The sequence below is a fragment of the Nostoc sp. NOS(2021) genome, from assembly GCF_017115025.1.
GTDB lineage: Bacteria > Cyanobacteriota > Cyanobacteriia > Cyanobacteriales > Nostocaceae > Nostoc.
Genome location: NZ_JABXKM010000101.1, coordinates 1 through 18,858, shown reverse-complemented (window position 1 = coordinate 18,858; position 18,858 = coordinate 1). Strand labels below are relative to the sequence as shown.

At 43.1% G+C, this 18,858-nt stretch carries 19 protein-coding genes and 1 tRNA gene; 6 read left to right on the top strand and 14 right to left on the bottom strand.

The genetic code is table 11. The features are described 5' to 3' along the window. Window positions 1-87 precede the first annotated feature (87 nt). Window positions 88-564 carry an NAD(P)H-quinone oxidoreductase subunit N gene (locus HWQ41_RS12640; protein ID WP_292763198.1) on the top strand — a complete coding sequence of 159 codons (477 nt, stop codon included), beginning with the start codon at window positions 88-90 and terminating at the stop codon, window positions 562-564. A gap of 42 nt (window positions 565-606) precedes the next feature. On the opposite strand, the gene HWQ41_RS12635 is transcribed toward HWQ41_RS12640, so the two are convergent. Beyond that, window positions 607-1,080, bottom strand: coding sequence for a GNAT family N-acetyltransferase (locus HWQ41_RS12635; RefSeq protein ID WP_292763196.1), 474 nt, complete (start codon window positions 1,078-1,080; stop codon window positions 607-609). Between the two features lie 189 nt (window positions 1,081-1,269). On the opposite strand from HWQ41_RS12635, the gene HWQ41_RS12630 reads away from it, so the two are divergent. Beyond that, a complete protein-coding gene (locus tag HWQ41_RS12630) occupies window positions 1,270-1,425 on the top strand; it encodes a hypothetical protein (RefSeq protein WP_292763194.1) in 156 nt (51 codons plus the stop codon). 14 nt (window positions 1,426-1,439) lie between these two features. Here the strand turns inward: HWQ41_RS12630 and HWQ41_RS12625 are convergent, their stop codons facing one another. After that, a complete protein-coding gene (locus HWQ41_RS12625) occupies window positions 1,440-2,231 on the bottom strand; it encodes an IS5 family transposase (protein ID WP_292763193.1) in 792 nt (263 codons plus the stop codon). A gap of 56 nt (window positions 2,232-2,287) precedes the next feature. Here HWQ41_RS12625 and HWQ41_RS12620 point away from each other — a divergent pair, with 56 nt between their 5' ends. Next, window positions 2,288-2,716: a hypothetical protein gene (locus tag HWQ41_RS12620; RefSeq protein ID WP_292763192.1), complete on the top strand. Its 429-nt coding sequence runs from the start codon at window positions 2,288-2,290 to the stop codon at window positions 2,714-2,716. Window positions 2,717-2,758: 42 nt separating this feature from the next. Here HWQ41_RS12620 and HWQ41_RS12615 read toward each other — a convergent pair whose 3' ends face one another. After that, a complete protein-coding gene (locus tag HWQ41_RS12615) occupies window positions 2,759-3,586 on the bottom strand; it encodes an ABC transporter permease (protein ID WP_292763191.1) in 828 nt (275 codons plus the stop codon). A 593-nt stretch (window positions 3,587-4,179) separates the two neighbouring features. On the opposite strand from HWQ41_RS12615, the gene HWQ41_RS12610 reads away from it, so the two are divergent. Next, window positions 4,180-4,719, top strand: a complete 540-nt coding sequence (locus tag HWQ41_RS12610) for a DUF3172 domain-containing protein (RefSeq protein WP_292763190.1) — start codon at window positions 4,180-4,182, stop codon at window positions 4,717-4,719. Between the two features lie 70 nt (window positions 4,720-4,789). Here HWQ41_RS12610 and HWQ41_RS12605 read toward each other — a convergent pair whose 3' ends face one another. Continuing rightward, window positions 4,790-5,554, bottom strand: a complete 765-nt coding sequence (locus tag HWQ41_RS12605) for a DeoR/GlpR family DNA-binding transcription regulator (RefSeq protein ID WP_292763189.1) — start codon at window positions 5,552-5,554, stop codon at window positions 4,790-4,792. A 281-nt stretch (window positions 5,555-5,835) separates the two neighbouring features. Between HWQ41_RS12605 and HWQ41_RS12600 the strand changes: the two genes are divergently transcribed. Further along, complete coding sequence (locus HWQ41_RS12600; RefSeq protein ID WP_292763187.1) at window positions 5,836-7,755, top strand: transketolase C-terminal domain-containing protein; 1,920 nt, start codon at window positions 5,836-5,838, stop codon at window positions 7,753-7,755. Window positions 7,756-8,164: 409 nt separating this feature from the next. Here the strand turns inward: HWQ41_RS12600 and HWQ41_RS12595 are convergent, their stop codons facing one another. The 10 genes from HWQ41_RS12595 to hisF all read right to left on the bottom strand — a co-directional run bounded on the left by HWQ41_RS12595 (window position 8,165) and on the right by hisF (window position 17,209). After that, a complete protein-coding gene (locus tag HWQ41_RS12595) occupies window positions 8,165-9,010 on the bottom strand; it encodes an AMIN domain-containing protein (protein WP_292763186.1) in 846 nt (281 codons plus the stop codon). A gap of 105 nt (window positions 9,011-9,115) precedes the next feature. Further along, the gene (locus HWQ41_RS12590; RefSeq protein WP_292763184.1) at window positions 9,116-9,598 is read right to left on the bottom strand and encodes a hypothetical protein; all 483 of its coding nucleotides are present in this window, start codon (window positions 9,596-9,598) and stop codon (window positions 9,116-9,118) included. Window positions 9,599-9,602: 4 nt separating this feature from the next. Beyond that, window positions 9,603-11,783 (bottom strand): cation:proton antiporter, encoded by a 2,181-nt coding sequence (locus HWQ41_RS12585; RefSeq protein WP_292763182.1) that lies wholly within the window; start codon window positions 11,781-11,783, stop codon window positions 9,603-9,605. Between the two features lie 381 nt (window positions 11,784-12,164). Further along, window positions 12,165-13,454, bottom strand: a complete 1,290-nt coding sequence (locus HWQ41_RS12580; protein ID WP_292763180.1) for a cation:proton antiporter — start codon at window positions 13,452-13,454, stop codon at window positions 12,165-12,167. A gap of 342 nt (window positions 13,455-13,796) precedes the next feature. Further along, complete coding sequence (locus tag HWQ41_RS12575; RefSeq protein ID WP_292763179.1) at window positions 13,797-14,231, bottom strand: hypothetical protein; 435 nt, start codon at window positions 14,229-14,231, stop codon at window positions 13,797-13,799. 171 nt (window positions 14,232-14,402) lie between these two features. Then, a complete protein-coding gene (locus HWQ41_RS12570; RefSeq protein ID WP_292763177.1) occupies window positions 14,403-15,149 on the bottom strand; it encodes a GDSL-type esterase/lipase family protein in 747 nt (248 codons plus the stop codon). Between the two features lie 78 nt (window positions 15,150-15,227). Continuing rightward, complete coding sequence (locus tag HWQ41_RS12565) at window positions 15,228-15,518, bottom strand: hypothetical protein (RefSeq protein ID WP_292763175.1); 291 nt, start codon at window positions 15,516-15,518, stop codon at window positions 15,228-15,230. 457 nt (window positions 15,519-15,975) lie between these two features. Beyond that, window positions 15,976-16,048, bottom strand: a tRNA-Ala gene (locus HWQ41_RS12560). A gap of 97 nt (window positions 16,049-16,145) precedes the next feature. After that, entirely contained in the window at window positions 16,146-16,337 is a 192-nt protein-coding gene (locus tag HWQ41_RS12555) for a hypothetical protein (protein WP_292763173.1), read from the bottom strand. Window positions 16,338-16,435: 98 nt separating this feature from the next. Beyond that, window positions 16,436-17,209 (bottom strand): imidazole glycerol phosphate synthase subunit HisF, encoded by a 774-nt coding sequence (gene hisF / locus HWQ41_RS12550; RefSeq protein ID WP_292763171.1) that lies wholly within the window; start codon window positions 17,207-17,209, stop codon window positions 16,436-16,438. 262 nt (window positions 17,210-17,471) lie between these two features. Between hisF and ruvB the strand changes: the two genes are divergently transcribed. Continuing rightward, window positions 17,472-18,572, top strand: a complete 1,101-nt coding sequence (gene ruvB, locus HWQ41_RS12545; protein WP_292763169.1) for a Holliday junction branch migration DNA helicase RuvB — start codon at window positions 17,472-17,474, stop codon at window positions 18,570-18,572. Window positions 18,573-18,858 lie beyond the last annotated feature (286 nt).

The following is an 18,858-nucleotide window of genomic DNA, read 5'->3' as shown; positions in this document are numbered from 1 at the left end:
GCCCCATGCCCAAAGAAAATGCTTTAACTTGATCTATCAGTTCAGGGTAAATAATAGAGATATCTAAGTGGGATAAGACGAAAATCTATGGCACTAATTACCACTGGCAACGGTTTAATCCGCGATCTGGAAAAATTTGGCGCTCTTGGAGTGTATGTACCTCTGGAAGGGGGTTATGAAGGTCGATATCAGCGCCGACTACGCGCAGCTGGCTATACCACCCTCCACATTACCGCTAAAGGACTAGGCGACGTAGCTGCCTATCTCACAAGAATTCATGGAGTCAGACCTCCTCATCTTGGGAAAAAAAGTACTGGTAGCGGTGCGGCAGTAGGTCATGTGTACTATCTGCCGCCAATTCTCAATTCTCATCTAGAACAGTTACCACCAAAGTCAAAGGGGCTGGTCTTGTGGATTATTGAAGGGCATATTCTTTCCAATGAGGAACTTGAGTATTTAGCGAATTTGCCTCAGCTAGAACCACGAGTAAGAGTAGTCATTGAGAGAGGTGGCGATCGCGCTTTCCGTTGGACTTCTCTAGAAAAAACTCTGTTAGCTAGTTAGTCATTAGTCATTAGTCATTAGTTATGAGCAAATAACTAATGACTAATGACTCAATTCAATCAGCATTTCAATAATGCTGAATCGAAAACCACAAGATGCAAATAACCGCCGTGAAGCCTCGTTAGCAACTGCTGTATCTAGACGAATTTGCTTGACGCCCATCTGATGAAAGCGTTCAATACTTAGCATCACCATCTGCCGCGCAATTCCGTTTTGGCGATACTCTGGCTCAACCCAGATATCATGAATAAAAGCAAATTCCTGTAACCGATAAATTGGTATTTCTCGCTCAACTGTTGCCACGAGAAAAGCGACAAGTTGCCCTTCTTTTTCGGATACTAGAAATACACTGCGCTCGCTATTTGCCAAACGCGTCAACCATTGCTCATAACGCTGTTCTGGATGGGTTAGAAAACCATATTTGGCGGAATCCCAAGACTCATGCAAAGCACAAATTTTGGCAACCATTGGTAAAACTGCGGGTACGTCAGTTGTTGTGGCGGGGCGGATCAGCATAAGCTCTCAATCACAAAAAGCACAAAGAAGAAAGAATGCCTTGCAGTGAGGTATTGGTTTTTATCCACTTACCCAGCTAGATTATCGTTTTGTTGACCCGGAGCAAGATAAACTTTGGAAAACTTTGTTTCTAGCATTGGGGAAGGGCTTCTTTGTTAGAACAGGGTGATGTCTAAGTGGATGTCTGAAATGGTTATAAAGTTTAGAGACTATGGCAAACGGCTTTCTGATTTTGAGGAAGAAATTTTAGTTCGTTGTCCACAATGCGATGCCTACGGCGGGCTGCGCCTACGCACTGCCAAAATATTGACTGTAAACTCTAAGAGGATGTCTGAGAAGTTTTAGATAGGTGATTTTAATCACGCAAGTTGCTTGAGCATCAATCGAATCATGGCAACATAAATAAATGCTTCAGTTGTCTCAGGTAAAATTTCATAATCTTTGCTCAATCGTCGGCACCAGTTAAACCAACCAAAAGTTCGCTCAACTAGCCAACGTTTAGGAAGTACAACAAAACCTTTCTGTTCTTCATGACGGGTAACAACACTTAAAATCCATCGGTAGAGATCCATCACCCAATGCTGAAAATCCTTGCCGCGATAGCCGCCATCAACCCAAATAGTGATTAACCGACGAAAGCGACCGCGTACTGAATTTAGCCTAGAAAGTACTTGTTTGGCGCCTGCTTGTTCGCTTGTACCAGCAGCAGTGATGACCACAACTAACACTAAACCTAAAGTGTCTACGAGTATGTGCCGTTTGCGTCCCTTAATTTTTTTGCCAGAGTCGTAACCAACTTCCTTTGATACCATTGTTGCTGTTTCAACAGTTTGGCTGTCCATAATTGCTTCTGAAGGAGATGGTTCTCGGTTTTGACTCACACGTACCCACAAACGTAACCGTTCGTGAATTTTAAGCCATGTTCCATCTTTTCGCCATTGTCGGAAGTAATGATATACAGTTTTCCATTTGGGAAAATCCTTTGGGAGCATTCGCCACGCACAACCTGCACACAAAATATACAATATGGCGTTAACGATCGCTTCCATATCCACACTCCGCTTTCGACCACCAGTTTTCGGCTTAGGAATCAGTCCTGATAGTAGTTCCCATTGTTCTAAAGTCAGATTACTTGGGTACGATGGATTCATAGCTCTCGTAACGCTGTCATACTTAAGTATTTTTTCTACTGACAGGATACCGTTACGTGGGCTTTCTTACTTCTCAGACATCCTCTAAGCAATCAAGTCTGGGTTCAATCAAAAGGATTACCTGTCAGCATTGTAGCTATACAAAACAACAGTCAAATGCTGCCAAACGAAAACCTGCACTGCTATTGTGGCAAAACAATTACATAGCTCAAAGAAATTCCAACTATGGAATATTAAATCATTTTTTTGGCTTGCCTCTGTGGTTACAAACCTGTTGTTGCGGTCAAGTGCTTTGGGCGTATAATGAAGCACATTTGAACTTTCTGGAAAGCTATGTTCAATCAAGGTTGCGAGAACGCTTGCCAGATGACTCATTAGGCTGGCACAATGGCAGTCTTGCCAGTCGCCTGCCCCGATGGATCAAGCTGACGCAGCATCGGGAAAAAGTTTTACAGAAAATTCAACAGTTAAAGCACAGGTTGTAATCAAGGCTTTAACTAATTACGAATTACGAATTACCAATTACTTTAATCTTGTTGGTGAGCAAATTTATAACCACCCCACAGAGAAAGAGCGATCGCAATCACCAGCAAAATCGGTATGCTATACCAAGGAAACTGGGACAAGGGTAAATGAGCAGCTGCACGCAATCCAATGCTGGCGTAGGTCAACGGTAACAGGTAAACTACGACTTTCAGGGCAACTGGTAATGTACCAGGGTCAAAGAAGGTTGCCCCTAAGAATGACATGGGGATAATGATAAAATTGTTGTAGAGTCCGACTGATTCGAGCGATCGCACACTCAACCCCACAATCACCCCTAACCCAGCAAATACCGAACAGTTCAGCACCACCAACACTAGAAATAGTGGGTTGAGAAAATTCCAGTTTCCAGTCAACAGCACCGCTACCAAAATCACAGAACCGGATGTCATCAACCCCCGCACTACTCCGGCCAGCATTTTACCGATGTGCAACGCCAAGGGATGTATGGGAGTTAACAACAATTCCTCGAAGGTTTTGGTAAATAGTCTGTCTCCACAAATCGAAAATGTCGTTCCACCAAAGCTAATCGTCATCGACGATAGCGCTACCATTCCCGGTAAGATGAATTCCAAATAGTTGTTATAGTTACCACTAATTCCTGAGCCGGGTTTGATGGAACTACCCAAACCGAAGCCAAAAGCTAAAATATATATCAGTGGAGATATTAAGCCTGATGCAGCAACTTGTACGATTCTCACACGTAAATCTAACCAATCTCCCCAAAAAATAGTCAGACTATCAGCTAGGAGGATTTGAAGTTGCGAAGTTTTGAACCTCTTGCCCGAAAGTAGCGCTCTTTGAGATGTCACGTGCTTTCAATTACTTATCAAAATTTCATTAATTTTTAATTTACATTGTTTGACACATGAATTACTAGGGGTAACAAAAATATCTGAGCCTAAAAGTTCAAAATTAATAACAAAAGGTAGATAATCTAAGCATTCTGACTAGATTAATTGTGAAAATTCAATTAAGAATATTTGATGACAATCAAAAATCTGGTATAATTAATAAATACAATTCATAAATAATTAACAAGTCAAGTAGCAGAAAGGTCATAACTAATAGCAATTGGTTAATGAGCAAATAAATAAAAAATATTCACCAATATATTCCAGATAGAAACAATAAGGGACTACTAGGAGTTGGCATAAATTCAGCTATCATTTCAATTAGCCAGACAAGTTGCTCTGAGCAACTTGTTAAATGTAGCCAAACTTTCCCCACAGTGTACTATGTTGAAATTCTGTCCAGGTATCTAGATAAGTTCCTATTTTTCTTATTTAACAAGAATATTGTCCAGAAAGTCACAGGCAATTACAGTCAAGAATAGGCATACTGAAAGAGGGAGACAACTTTAGACTACTCCCTCCCAAATCGGCGTGAAGGTGATTAAGCAACAATGAGACGTAAACCCCCTGGTAAATCGGCAACTACTTCTAAACCCTCTATTTTCCAATCCCCGATGTTTAACCTCTTCACCATCGCAATTATGGGAGGGGTGTTGATTTTGGGAATTGGGATTGGCATTGCTTTTAGTTCTACAACCACGTTGGCTCCATCAAATGTGGCTTCCCGTGAATTTATTGACACCAAAGCACCAAACCCGGAAATCTGTGTGCAGTATGGAGCCAGCGCGATGGTGATGGACGCTAGACTGTTCGTCACTCTCAACCCCTTCAATGTCTATGTTGCCCAGCCTAGTATGCGTCCTGGATGTGTGATCCGACAAAATAACTGGGCGCTTTTAGAGCAACGTAAATTGGTGACATCTGATCAGGTAAATGAGTGCAAAAATCGCCTGAACACCTTTGGCTTCACAGGTAACTTGGACAGTGACAAACCTGATATTAGGTGCATATATCAGAATGAAGCGGCTCAAAACTTCTTTACGGCTCAACCAGGAGCAGTTGGAACACCTCAAGAAACGGACAGATTTTAGATTTGGGCATTGGGCATTGGGCATTGGGCATTAGTTATTCTTTCTTCCCCTGCTGCCTGCTGCCTGCTGCTTATTCGTACTCATCACGTATAATCGTCAAACCTAAAGCTTTGTAGGCACTCAGCATATTATTAGATACTGTAGGTGCAGTTACTAGATAAGTCAGGGCACGAATAGACTCCACTACATAAGGAGCAGCCGTGTCTAATTTTTCTGCTGTCACTAATCCTACTACCTCAGCCGATCCAGCAATCATAGCTCGTTTGACGTGGGCTTCGTCTAGGTTAGGTACACTAATCCCAACTTCTGGATGCAAACTGCAAACCCCCAACATGCACAAATCTGCACGAATCATCCGTAATGTCTCAATGGTGACAGTACCCACGTTCACTAAGGCTTTTTTGTAGAGTTGTCCACCTAACATCACAACCTCTATATGGGGATGTTTTGCTAAGGCAACGGCGATTGGCGGACTATTTGTGATCACTGTCGCTTGTAAATCTAGGGGCAAATGACGGGTTACTTGGAGAGTTGTCGTCCCTCCATCTAAAATCACCACCTGTCCTGTACAAACTAATTTTGCTGCTGTCCGAGCGATCGCTTCCTTTTCTTTTGGCGCTTGCTTTTGGCGATCGGCATAACTGGCGGTGGCTGGAGATTTGAGGAGCGCTCCTCCATGAACGCGTTGCAATAGTCCAGTTTCTGCTAGTTCTCGCAAGTCCCGGCGAATCGTATCCTCAGAAACATTGAGAACAGCACTAAGTTCTGTTGAAAGTACCTTTTTATCACGACGCAGAATTTCTAAGATGAATTGTCGTCGTTCAGCAGTTAGCATAATTAATTTTCCTGAAATTGCGTTTTTGAACTTGAAATTGCACGTTTGTGAGTTTATACTTATTTGTATGCAGGTCTTTGTACGGTAATCCGTACTTCAATTGAATTCAAGCACTGTTGAATTTATTGATTTTGTCCACTAAAGCCAGATGGTTCCTAGTGGTTAGCTTTAGCTTGAGAAATGCTTGGATAATTGTTGCCCAATCCGGGTTTTAACAATTTTTTTGTAGTGCGATCGCGCGTTCCGTCTGTTCAAATTGTTTTTTATTCAATCAATAAGCCATGACTATTATTAATACCCAATTTCCAATTGATCTCGGTGCTTACAAACCATTAGCGCTCAATCCAGCAAATTCGAGCCTCACAGCTGAACAGCGAGAGACTCTAAAAGCGAATATTCAACTCTGCCGGGATGCGATCGTCTTTTTTACAGCAACTGGCGCTGCTACAGGAGTGGGTGGCCATACTGGTGGGCCATACGATACAGTACCAGAAGTGATGATCCTCGATGCCTTTTTCCGGGGGGCATCGGAGCAATTTGTGCCCATTTTCTTTGATGAAGCAGGACATCGAGTCGCCACCCAATATCTGATGGCGACGTTGCATGGTGAGTTACCCGCCGAGCAACTTTTACGTTATCGCCAAGCACATTCCCATTTGCCAGGACACCCCGAACTAGGACTAACTCCTGGGGTGAAATTTAGTTCTGGCCGCCTGGGGCATGTTTGGCCTTACATTAATGGTGTGGCGATCGCAAATCCAGGCAAGGTTGTTTTCTGTCTCGGTTCTGATGGCTCTCAGCAAGAAGGCAACGATGCTGAAGCTGCTCGTTTGGCTGTTGCTCAATATCTCAACGTCAAGCTGATCATTGATGACAATGATGTAACGATCGCTGGACATCCTTCTAAATATTTACCTGGTTTCAGTGTCGCCAAAACCTTAGAAGGTCACGGGTTGAAGGTACTTCAGGGAGACGGGGAAGACTTAGACGATTTATACCGTCGCATGAGCGAAGCTGTGAATACTCCTGGAGCGATCGCCGTCATCAATAAACGCCCGATGTGCCCTGGTATTGAAGGTTTAGAAGGCTCAACTCATGGTCATGATGTAATTTCTGTAGATTTAGCAGTTAAGTATCTAGAATCTCGTGGACAAACTGCGGCGATCGAATACCTTAAAAGTATTGAGAAACCCAAGCAAACCTATACATTTCTGGGTAGCAGTGACAAATGGGGCGCTAACCGCAACGTGTTTGGTGAAGCCGTGGTGGGTGTCCTTAGTCGCATGAGTGAGGCGGAGCGTAAAGAAAAAGTCAAGGTCATTGATAGTGACTTAGAAGGCTCCTGCGGTTTGAAGAAAATTCATGATACATACCCGGAAATATTTATTTCATCTGGCATCATGGAACGGAGCAACTTTTCTGCTGCGGCTGGATTCGGGATGGAGAAGGGCAAGCAAGGTATTTTTGCGACTTTCAGCGCCTTCTTAGAAATGTGTATCTCAGAAATCACGATGGCACGGCTGAACTATTCCAATGTCCTGTGCCACTTTTCCCATGCGGGTATAGATGACATGGCAGATAACACCTGTCACTTCGGTTTGAACAATATGTTTGCCGACAATGGCTTGGATGATGGCTACGAAACACAGTTGTACTTCCCGGCAGATGTTAATCAAATGACAGCTTGTGTAGAAGCTGTGTTCTTTAAGCCTGGACTGCGGTTTATTTTCTCCACCCGTTCAAAAGTGCCCAATATTAGGGACAGCAACGGCAATGACTTGTTTGGAAGTGGCTACAAATTTGTTTCTGGTAAAGATGAGGTTGTACGAGAGGGGACGCAAGGCTACATCGTCAGTTTTGGTGATGCTCTCTACCGTGCCGTTGATGCTGTAGAGCGTCTTCAGCAAGAAGGGATAGACGTTGGTTTGATTAACAAAGCAACTTTAAACGTCATTGATGAAGAAATGATTACCAAAGTTGGTAACGCTCCTTTTGTGCTTGTAGTAGAAGCCTTCAACCGTCGCACTGGCTTAGGCAGCCGTTTCGGTTCTTGGCTACTAGAGCGGGGGTTGACTCCCAAATATGCCCATCTCGGAACTCATAAAGAAGGTTGCGGCGGTTTGTGGGAACAGTACCCATATCAAGGTATCGATCCAGTCAGCATCATCAACAAGGTAAAGGAGTTAGTTGGAAGCAAGTAATATCATTTTGCTTTCTTGAGCTACATATAGCGGTTCTCAGTTGAGTCCAATATAGACCTAACCCCCAGCCCCTTCCCTTATAGGGAAGGGGAGTAAGATTCAATTCCTCTCTGCTTCTCTCTGCTTCTCTCTGTGTTCTCTGTGCCTCTGCGGTTCGTTATTTAACCCAGCAAAATTAATGGGACAGACTACTAGTGGTCTGTCCCATTAATTCTGAGGGGTAAGAGAACGAACCGCAAAGGACGCAAAGAGCGCGAAGTTTAAGAGGTAAAGAAGATAAATTTAAAACTGATTCACCTATCAAAACTTTTGCGACAGACTACTAGAGGCACAACATTATTAGGATATGGCGCATAGCGGATGGGGCATTGGTTCGATTTTCCATGCCCAATCCCCAATGCCCCATGCCCTATTTTAATTTGGTTTTGGGTAAAGGTTGACCAAACTCGATCACCTGGGGATCGGGAACATTGGGCACTGTTGGAACTGGAAATTCCGACATCCCAAAAGAAGGAATGCTATTTAAATTACCGGGTTGATTTGGGAAAGAAGGAGGGGGAAGAATCAAAGCAGGTTGTTGAGAGGATGTATTCGGAGTTAGGGGAGGTACAGTGACAAAAGGCTGTCCTGAGTTAGTAGTAATTGTTGAAGGCAGTTCATTGGATGGAGGCGGAACTGTGAGTAAGGGCGGTTGTGGATTAGTAGTGGTTACAGGTAGGTGATTAGGCAGCTGTGATTTATAGGGTGTTTGAGGCTGTTTTTTGGGTGAAGGTGGGGAATTTCCTGGTTTCACGGCAGTAATTTTACCAGAAATAACCGGACGTAACACCCAGCGAGTGGAGTTTTTTCGGGAAACAGGTTGCAGTTGTACCTGTTTGGGATTAAAAACAGTCCCTGGTGCTAAATCTAGGACAATGCGTGTGTCGTTTGCGTTCAGTTGAGAAACGCGAATGCTTTTGATTGCTCCAGAATAATTTTGTTGCGTGGTAACTTTGCCCAATTTAGTATTCGGTAAATCTACAACCAGACGAGGGGGTTGGGCTAGGTAGAAATAACGGGGGGTTGTGCCTACTGAGAGGGTGATTTCGAGTTGCTGTGTCTTGGGGGAAAAACGCCAATTATCTAGCTTTCCCCCTGGTGTAGCAGCAGTAGTGCAAGTTTCGAGGGCGATCGCGGCATAAAAGCCTAATATACTGATTTTAATTAGCTGCTTGCGCCATTGGCAAAATTGCTTAGTCTTTAGTCCCTGATCCATTCTTTTTATTTGCTCCATAAAACCCATACAATGCGCTCACATTGCTGTTTACTTCGCGCTTCCAATTCTCCCCAGTAGAGACGCGATTAATCGCGTCTCTCCAATTCAAGGAGCTTTTTGGGGCACAGCGGTAAATTTCAGAGTTTGTGGAATGCCATTTACGGTTAATTGACCTGTCATATTACCTTTATCCACAAGTTGCATTTGAATTGTGACTGAGTTTAGAGGATCATTTTGGGGGCGAGGAATATTACAAAGGATTGATCTACCAACTTTTCCAGATAAATTTAATTGTTGATTTCTGAAGATGCCTGTGAGCGAGTGCTTTTCGTCAATATTGGCGTCGGACATCGCTGGTAATACAGAAGCATTTAAGTAAATACCCGATTGTTCAATGTTTAACGTTAGGGTATCCGATTTTTCACAGTTCGGCAAATTCTCCGCTAGCGTTAAACGATACCGGCCGTTAACTGGAGGAGGAGCCTTGAGATTGTTTTCCCCATAAACACTGACAGTTTTAAACAACAGTAGGACTGAAATTATTGCTACTCCGTAAAAAGCTAAAGATTTGAAGTTGAAATGATTCATAATCTCAATTTCTGAATGTTGGCTCTTGACTACTAACCTCAGTAAGTACAGAAGCCAAATGAGCGGTGACTTGACTGTAACGGCGGGTAATCAGCAGGGAGGAGCAACATTGGATGGCTAGTTGATCTGTATATCTTCCCAAGGTTTGACGCTCGATCCCCCAAGTGCGGCTGGTGCCAGCAATTGTCAGGTCTACATTTTTTGAGGCTTCGACTACAGCTTGGATTGGCTCTGGAGCTTGGACAATTTTGATTTCTATGCGATCGCGTACACTACTCGGTAATTGCTCCATCATCCTATGTAACTCGTAGCTCAATTCATCCTTAAGCTGATTTTCGGGTACAACCTGTAAAATCTGCAACATACAAGTCTCACGGTTAATTAGCAGTCTCAGAGCCAGTATTAATGCCAAATCATCGTGAATATTTGCAGAATAAGGCACTAACAAGCTTTCTAATTGCTCGCCTCCCTTATCCACAAACACTGCAACATCGACTGGCGCAGTAGTGAGCATTTGACCAACTCTTCCACCTAAGCGGTTGCTACTAAAAGCTGGGCGATGCCATCCCACAAGAATTAAATCAACTTGTTTGAGTGCGGCAATCTGTGCGGTTTCCCGTGCGACATTGCTAGATATGCGAATTATGGGATGCACATGAGAGCGTGTTTCTACTGGTTCGAGAGTATTAATTAATTCTTCTAGCTGCTGGCGGCGCTGGGCAATTAATCGGTCTGCTTCAACTGGCGTACTTTCAAAGGCATAATCTTCTTCAAATTCAATCAGGCTAAGAGGGTTAACAACGGCGGGATGTCGGGAGTTGAGAGCGATGCTTACTGCCAACTGTACCAAGCCTTTTTGGGTACTCGGATTAGCCACTGGCACTAAAATTCGGTAGGGGCGAACGTAAGTTTCACTTCCAGCAGTGGTATCTGCTTCTGATTCCGGTTCCACGACATCTAACCTGATCAGCTTCTTTGGATATGTCCATTCCAGCAGTGGCGAGGTCATGAATGTAGTTACCAATGCCATAATTACCAGCATGGTAAATATTAAGGGGGAAATTACCCCTAACTCTAGACCAATGTTTAGTACTATCAGTTCGGTCAAGCCACGAGTATTCATTAACCAACCGAGTGCCGAGGCTTCCCGTTTATTAATGCCACTGACACGGGCGGCTACATAAGTGCCAACATATTTGCCTGCGATCGCCACTCCTAAAATCAACGCACACAAAAGCCACAATTCGGGACGGTTGAGCAAGCCAATCTGCGTTTTTAAACCACTGTAGGCAAAAAATATTGGCAGCAAGAAAATCAGCACAAAATCTTCGGTTTTTACTGCCAATTCTCGCACTAAATCTTCATTTTTGGGCATGGCTGCACCCAGTAAAAATGCCCCAAAAATTAAGTGAATACCAATTAGTTCGGTGATTAGTGCTGACGCAACTACTGCCATATAAATCCCAGCTAGTAGCAATTGGCTGAGGCGTCCCGCCCGGAGGTAGTGTTTGGCAAGGCGTTGGAGGAACCAGCGTCCCGCCGTCAACATTAAGCCAATGTAAACTATACTGGCGATAATTGTGGGTATGGCACCAGCAAAGTTGCCAGTTCGAGCGACTGCGATCGCAACTGCCAAGAGACACCAAGCTGTCACATCATCCACTGCTGCACAAGTTAACGCCAACGTTCCTAAACGTGTTCCTTGTAAATTGTTTTCAGTAATGATTCGCGCCAATACTGGGAAGGCAGTAATCGACATCGCCGCCCCCAAAAACAAAGCGAAAGCGGTAAAGGATACACTAGCGTTGGAAACTAGGGGATAAAGTAGCACCGCTAGCAATGTTCCTAAGGAAAACGGCACCAAAATGCTGACATGAGAAGTTAAAACTGCTACTTCTAATTGTCCGCTGAGGTATTTTGGATTTAGTTCTAGCCCAATCAGAAACATGAAAAATATTAGTCCCACCTGAGACAAAACATTTAAAAAAGGAAAAGTTTCTGGTGGAAACAAGGTAACTGCTACATGGGGAGCAACTAAACCAAATAAAGATGGGCCGAGCATAATCCCGGCGACAATCTCACCAATTACCAGAGGTTGCTTAATGGAACGGAATCCTAGCCCTACTAGCCGTGAAAGTCCAATAACAATCAGCACCTCAACCAGAACGAGAATAACTATGTGCATGGTTTCCTCAAAAATAACTATCTGGTTTCTCTAAGATGATTCTTTAAAAGACTGGGAAATGTCAAGCTTGTTAAATATATCCAAGAGTAATTTGTGCTTCGTTGTCATGTCAATTGCTGTGATAATGCAGTTGCAGCCTGGAAACATGAATTCTGATGATTTTCGGAGCTAAATCTAGAAGAACTTCCGAATTAACGATATCAAGAAAATTAGGTAATAGGTCAATACAGTTCAGTTAAGCATTTCTTCCTTCTCTTCCTTCTCTTCCTTTGCGTTCTTTGCGTCCTTGGCGGTTCGTTAAAAAATTGACTTTGATAAAGAGTTAAGCCTTAACCCAAGCGTATTGAATTACTAGGTACTTAATTTTCTATTTAGATTTGCTTAAGCGGAAAATTTATCATAGCTTGTACCTTGCAATAAAAAGGCAATTAATGGTGATGCCATGAGTGTAGTAATGACTGCCATAATAACCATGATAGTGAATAAAGTTGGAGTGATTATACCTTGCTCAAGACCAATATTGAGGATGATTAACTCCATCAAACCACGAGCATTCATCAGAGCGCCGATAGTTGCTGATTCGCGCCAATTTTCCCCCGCCAATTTTGCAGCCAACATACAAGCAATACCTTTGCCAAGAATTGCGAGCGCAATAATTAACAGCGTAATTCCCCACAAAGTAGGGGTGTTTACCAGTCCAATTTGAGTGTTCAGTCCAGAGAAGACAAAAAACATCGGTAATAAAAAAGAAGTGGTTAAAAACTCCGTATATTGGCGAATTTGTTGGGCGAATTCGCCGCGTGGTGTCACTGCTCCCAGCACAAAAGCACCGAATATTGCATAGATACCTGTGACATCGGTAAACCATGCACAAAACATCAAGATTATCAACATTAAAGTCAGGGTTTGTCTGTTCACACCTGCATCGCGTTTTGTCATGCGTGTGAACGCTCTCAGTAGAGGTTGACCGATAAAAATCGCAAATAGCACGTAGCAAATGCCACCACCAATTGCTAAGATGGCAATGCTCAGAGAATTTTTTACGCTAGCAAGCACGATCGCTAGCAAACACCAAGCAACAGCATCATCTACCGATGCTGCACCTAAAGCCAAAGTCCCGAAGCGGGTTTGTGCAAGACCGCGTTCGTAAAGAATGCGAGCTAACATCGGAAAAGCCGTAATTGTCATCGACGCACCTAGATACAAAGCGGCTGACCAAGGCGTTACCTTTGGTTGAAAGAAATCGCCATTGTGATCAAACCAAAAAGATGCGATCGCTCCTAAGATAAAAGGAGTGATAATCCCGGCAGCAGATAGCAAACTTGCACTTTTGATATGATGTTTTAAGAGTTTGGTGTTAAACTCTAAACCAATTAAAAACATATAAATTACCAACCCAATTTGGCTAATAGCATATAAAATCGACATTGATGGGTTGGGAATCTTGTCTCCTAAAGCAGTTAAGATAGGAAGCTTAGGAAACAGCCATTGCTGAAAATCTGGTGCAATCAATCCCAAAAGTGATGGCCCTAGCATTACACCTGCAATCATTTCGCAAACAACATCGGTTTGACCAAGATAGCGACGTCCTAAAATCGTGACGATGCGACAAGTGGCTAAAATAACTGTGAGTTGCAGAAATAGCTGAATAACCAGATCAAAATTTGACATTGCACTTCCTTAATTTACATCTCTGCATTGAACTAGGGATTGTGGATTAGGGACTCTTGACTGGGACAATTTTGATGGGGATTTAACCCCAACCAATATTCATAGCGACGCACACAACTGTACGTCAATACAACATATTGCATCCAAACTAAAACCGCCAGATATGATTTTTTTAATTTACGATTTAATTGTTGATTTTTGATTACAGCAATTTTCAGGTAATTAAAGCATAGGGTAGCACAGCTAGCTGTGCTACCCTACAGGATATTGTGGTTCAAATAAATAAAAAAGGCTGTAATTAAGTAGGTGAAAAAAAATTGAAGATTTCGATAATTTGAGGTTTTACAACCACTCCCCACCCCGGAAACGCCAACGGACAAAGATAATTCGCATCAGGCTTTGTGAACTAATAAAAACTGCTAGCCACACGACGCTATAGTGCAATAGAAAAGCTGCTAGCGAAAGTTCTTCTTTCGGTAAAGGTATTGGTAAGAAGCCAAACAGTTTGACTCCACAAAACACAAACACCAATTCCCATATACCAGCTAAAAGTTGATAAACTGCGGGCCAATCTCTATCCCATCGGGATTTTTGCAGATAGTCATAAAGCACATCCCAGCCTAAGCCAAAGATGGCGATATAACCAACTATCGAAAAATAAACCGAGTTAGCACTAAAACCAATCCAACCAATTGCAAATGGCAAAGATACGAGTACGCCGACAGTTGCAAGTAATAATAATCGAGTTTGCCAACGACCAAATAAAGTTGGTGTCATAAGAGTGGGGAGTTAGGAGTGCTGAGTAATCAAGAAGAGAGAAATTAGAGTTTTTATAAATGGATATTAGACTCACTTTCATTGATAATTCAGCAAGATTGTGGTGCTTTTTGCGAGGATAGCAAAGACGAGAATATCGGCTAACCTCAAAGCACCAACACATCTATATTATTAGGATGGTTTAAGGTGATAATCAAAGTTAGAATGGTAAGCTGCGTTGCCAAAGCCCACTGAATGTATCGCATCCCAATTGATTACATCTTCTAACAAAGCTTGATAACCTAGTGTATTGGGATGAAGACCATCTTCACTCAAGCGTTTGAGCCGCCAACTTTCACCGCGTTCCATCCATTGCTCAAAAATATCCAAATAAGGAATCTGCCGTTTATTACAAGCAATTCGAGTTGCTTCTTTGTAGCGGTACTGATCGGTATGATTATAGTAAAAGCAATCTACAAATGGCATCTTGGTTTCATCCACTGGCACCATGCCCACAAATAACACAGGACAGAGTTGCTGTGCTAAATCTAGCAGAGAAGCAATTTCTTTTTCAAACAATGTAAAATCTGTATAACTTCGGCCATCGGGACGCGCCAACCGCGCTGAGTCATTCACGCCTACTGATAAAATAATCAAGTCTGGAACACGATTTCGGAGTTCACCCCGGTGGCGAAATTCAACTTCTAGCCTTTGTGCTACTTGTTGCGTGCGATCGCCTCTTACCCCTAAATTATAAAGAACATGACCGGCACTATCCGGCAACATCCACCATCGCCGTAGTTGCTCAATCCAGCCTCCTTTTTCTGGATCGCCGAATCCATAAATTAAGCTGTCCCCCAGTGCGACAATCTTCATAGGCTGAAAGTGATTTGGTGGTACAGACACCTGCATTGAGGAAGAAGCTAGAAATGTGTGCATTTAACAACTATATTTTATATTTTTACAAGATTCTATACATTTCTATACCATAGATGGCTATCTTTAGTGTCCAAGCATCTATGGGGTTTCTACTTGTTGATATGGTGGTTGCAAGGTGAATATTGCCGCAATTGAGCGTCTCTGACAATTCAGGTCATCTGGAAAAACCCACGAAAAACCTAACCCCCTAACCCCCTTCTCGATGCGGGAAGGGGGAAAATTCAAAGTCTCTCTCCTTTTAGGAGAGAGAAATAGAAGTGAGGTTTTCCAGATACCGTGAAAAGTCAATTGAGCGTCTGAGGGTGAATGTTGAGCTAATGACTTTGTAAGTGCCGCCGTCACCCCCAATGCAGCAGGTGATTTCCGCATCCGATAACAAGACACTCAAAGTCTGGAATCTGGCGACTGGGGAGGTCAACCCCTTCTCTGCGAGACGCTACGCGAACGGGGAATTCAAAATTCAAAATTCAAAATTCAAATTCTCTGCTAATTGAACATATTAAACAATTAAGTAACTAAGTTATTCTCAGCCACTTATGCCAGCAAAAAATCATCTTTTTCAAGAGTAGAAGTAACGGTTACTAAAAACGCTAAAAGAGCATGAAAATCCATCTGTAAGAGAAAAAGTTCTGATTTTATTATTTACTTCATCGCTATTAACAACTTTCTCCACCGGCATAGCCAGGGTTACTTCACCATCATTGGCGCACCCATTACAGTCTTTATCATTCCAACTTTCGAGACTGGCTAGGTAGACAGCAAATAAAACCCTCTGAAAAATTTTCCTAACCCTCTCCATTAACGGAGAGGGTTAAGGTTTTAAGAATGGAGCTAAGCGGATTCGAACCGCTGACCCCCTCAATGCCATTGAGGTGCGCTACCAACTGCGCTATAACCCCTTAATATCCATTTTACATAATGGCTTAATTATCAGTACTTTGTCAAGCTTTTTATCGAAACTAAATTTTAAATATCTCCTCTAGCACTCAGCACTCTCTACGACACTCGCAACAAATAGGTCATACAGTGCCCCATCAAAAAGTAAACTACTAACATGGCAGCAGCAGCCAGAGCAACCAATGTACCAGCCAACATGAGAGAAAATTCTTTACTCTCATAGGCTTTTTCCATTAAGTGCAGCGACCACGCCACCAAAGCTACATCAAAAAGTAAAATAGGAATCAACATATTTTTAATATTTGTTAATACTTGTAAAATAATATTAACACCCTTTTAAGGAAGTGTGTCTAACCTAAAATCGATGTCATTAACTGGTAAATAGGGGTTTAGGAGATCAACCGTACTGGGACGTTGCGATCGCGCAAATAATTTTTAATTTCTGCTACGCTTAATTGTCCGTAATGTAACAGAGATGCGAGTAATGCGGCTTCAGCTTTGCCTTCAGTTAGGGCTGTGTAGATATGTTCACAATTACCTGCACCACCAGAAGCAATGACTGGAATTTCGACAGCATCGGCAATTGCCCGTGTAATCTCGATGTCATACCCGGCTTGGGTTCCATCAGCATCCATACTTGTGACTAGCAGTTCTCCGGCCCCCCGTTTTTCAACTTCTTGTGCCCACAATAGGGCATCTAAGCCTGTATTTTCCCTGCCACCCCGCACATACACATCCCAACCTGGATTTTCCGGGTTATTTCGGCGTCTGGCATCAATAGCAACAACTATGCACTGATTACCAAAGCGATCGCTGGCCCGATTAATCAAGTCTGGTTCTCGCACTGCCGCAGAATTAATACTAACCTTATCTGCGCCTGCTCGTAACAAAGCTTTAACATTTTCTAAGGATTGAATGCCACCACCCACAGTCAATGGAATGAAGACCTGTTCCGCAGTTCGGTAGACCACATCTAAAATAGTAGCTCGGTCTTCATGAGTAGCTGTAATATCCAGAAATACTAACTCATCAGCACCGGCTTCATTGTAAACCTTGGCCAGTTCTACCGGATCGCCTGCATCTTGGAGATTGACAAAGTTAACTCCTTTTACAACCCGTCCCGCCTTCACATCTAAGCACGGTAAGATTCTTTTAGATAACATAATAACTTTTGTACTTCTGGGTAATAGACCGGAATTTAAATTTTAAATTGGCGCGGGTATTCTCAAACGAAAATTTTCACGGGCATTATTCATGGGGCATTATTCATTGGGCATTGGGCATTGGGCATTGGGCATTGGGCATTGGGCATTGGGCATTGGTTATTCTTTCTCCTCCTGCCTCCCCCGCTCCTAATTAGGAATTAGGAATTAGGAATTACGAATTACGGATTATTCTGTCCCCTTAAAAGTAGATAGCTGAATTATGGCGATAATCTCCTCGAAAAAACAGCCTCCAGAACCTAACGGAGAAGCAAAGCAGCGTCGAGAGTTGGCGAAAGCACCATCCACAGACAATATTTTGCAACCCGAAGCTGCTATTGATGAACAAGATAAGCAGGAAGAGAGTATTCGGCCGCAGCGATTTGCCGATTACATTGGGCAAAAAGATTTAAAGGATGTGCTAGATATTGCTATCAAAGCAGCCAAGTCTCGTGGTGAGGTGTTGGATCATTTGCTACTGTATGGGCCGCCGGGATTGGGCAAAACTACAATGGCAATGATTTTAGCATCGGAAATGGGGGTAAATTACAAAATTACCAGTGCGCCAGCCCTAGAACGTCCACGAGATATTGTCGGGCTACTGGTGAACCTCAAGCCAGGTGATATTTTATTTGTAGATGAAATTCATCGCCTCTCGCGGATGACAGAGGAAATTCTCTATCCGGCGATGGAAGATTATCGTTTAGATATTACTATTGGTAAGGGTTCTGGCGCTCGCATCAGAAGTTTGCCACTGTCAAAGTTTACCCTAGTAGGGGCTACAACCCGTGTGGGTGCTTTAACTTCACCACTGCGCGATCGCTTCGGTTTAATTCAAAAACTCCGATTTTACGAAGTTGACGAACTGACTAAAATTGTACTGCGAACCGCTCAATTACTCAAAACCCCCGTTACAGAAGATGGTGCCACAGAAATTGCCCGTCGTTCACGCGGAACGCCACGTATCGCTAACAGGCTACTTAAACGAGTGCGTGATTATGCGGAGGTAAAAATATCTGGCGAGATTAATGAAAGCATTGCATCGGAGGCATTGCAACTATTCCAAGTAGATCCCTGCGGTTTAGATTGGACAGACCGCCAGATGCTGAGTGTCATAATTGAACAATTTAACGGCGGGCCAGTGGGTTTGGAAACAATGGCAGCAACGACGGGTGAAGATACCCAAACCATTGAAGAAGTGTACGAACCTTACCTGATGCAGATTGGGTATTTAACTAGAACTCATCGCGGGAGAATGGCGACAAAGGCTGCATATAAGCATTTGGGATTCACGCCGCCTAATGAACAGTTGTCATTATTGTAATTATGGAGAGTGGGGCATTGATACTCGTAAATGAGTGTTTGAACTCCGTTAAAGGACTGACAACAAATAAATTATCCAATCTTGTGGGGTGGGCATCTTGCCCGCCTTGGACTACGGGCGCTCGTGTCGCGCACCCCACAAGAAATAGTTGAGTATTTTTTTATTTGGAAGTCCCTAATGAGTGTTTGAACTCCGTTAATGAGTGTTTGAACTCCATTTCTCTGCCCAATACCCAATGCCCAATGCCCAATGCCCAATGCCCAATGCCCAATGCCCAATGCCCAAT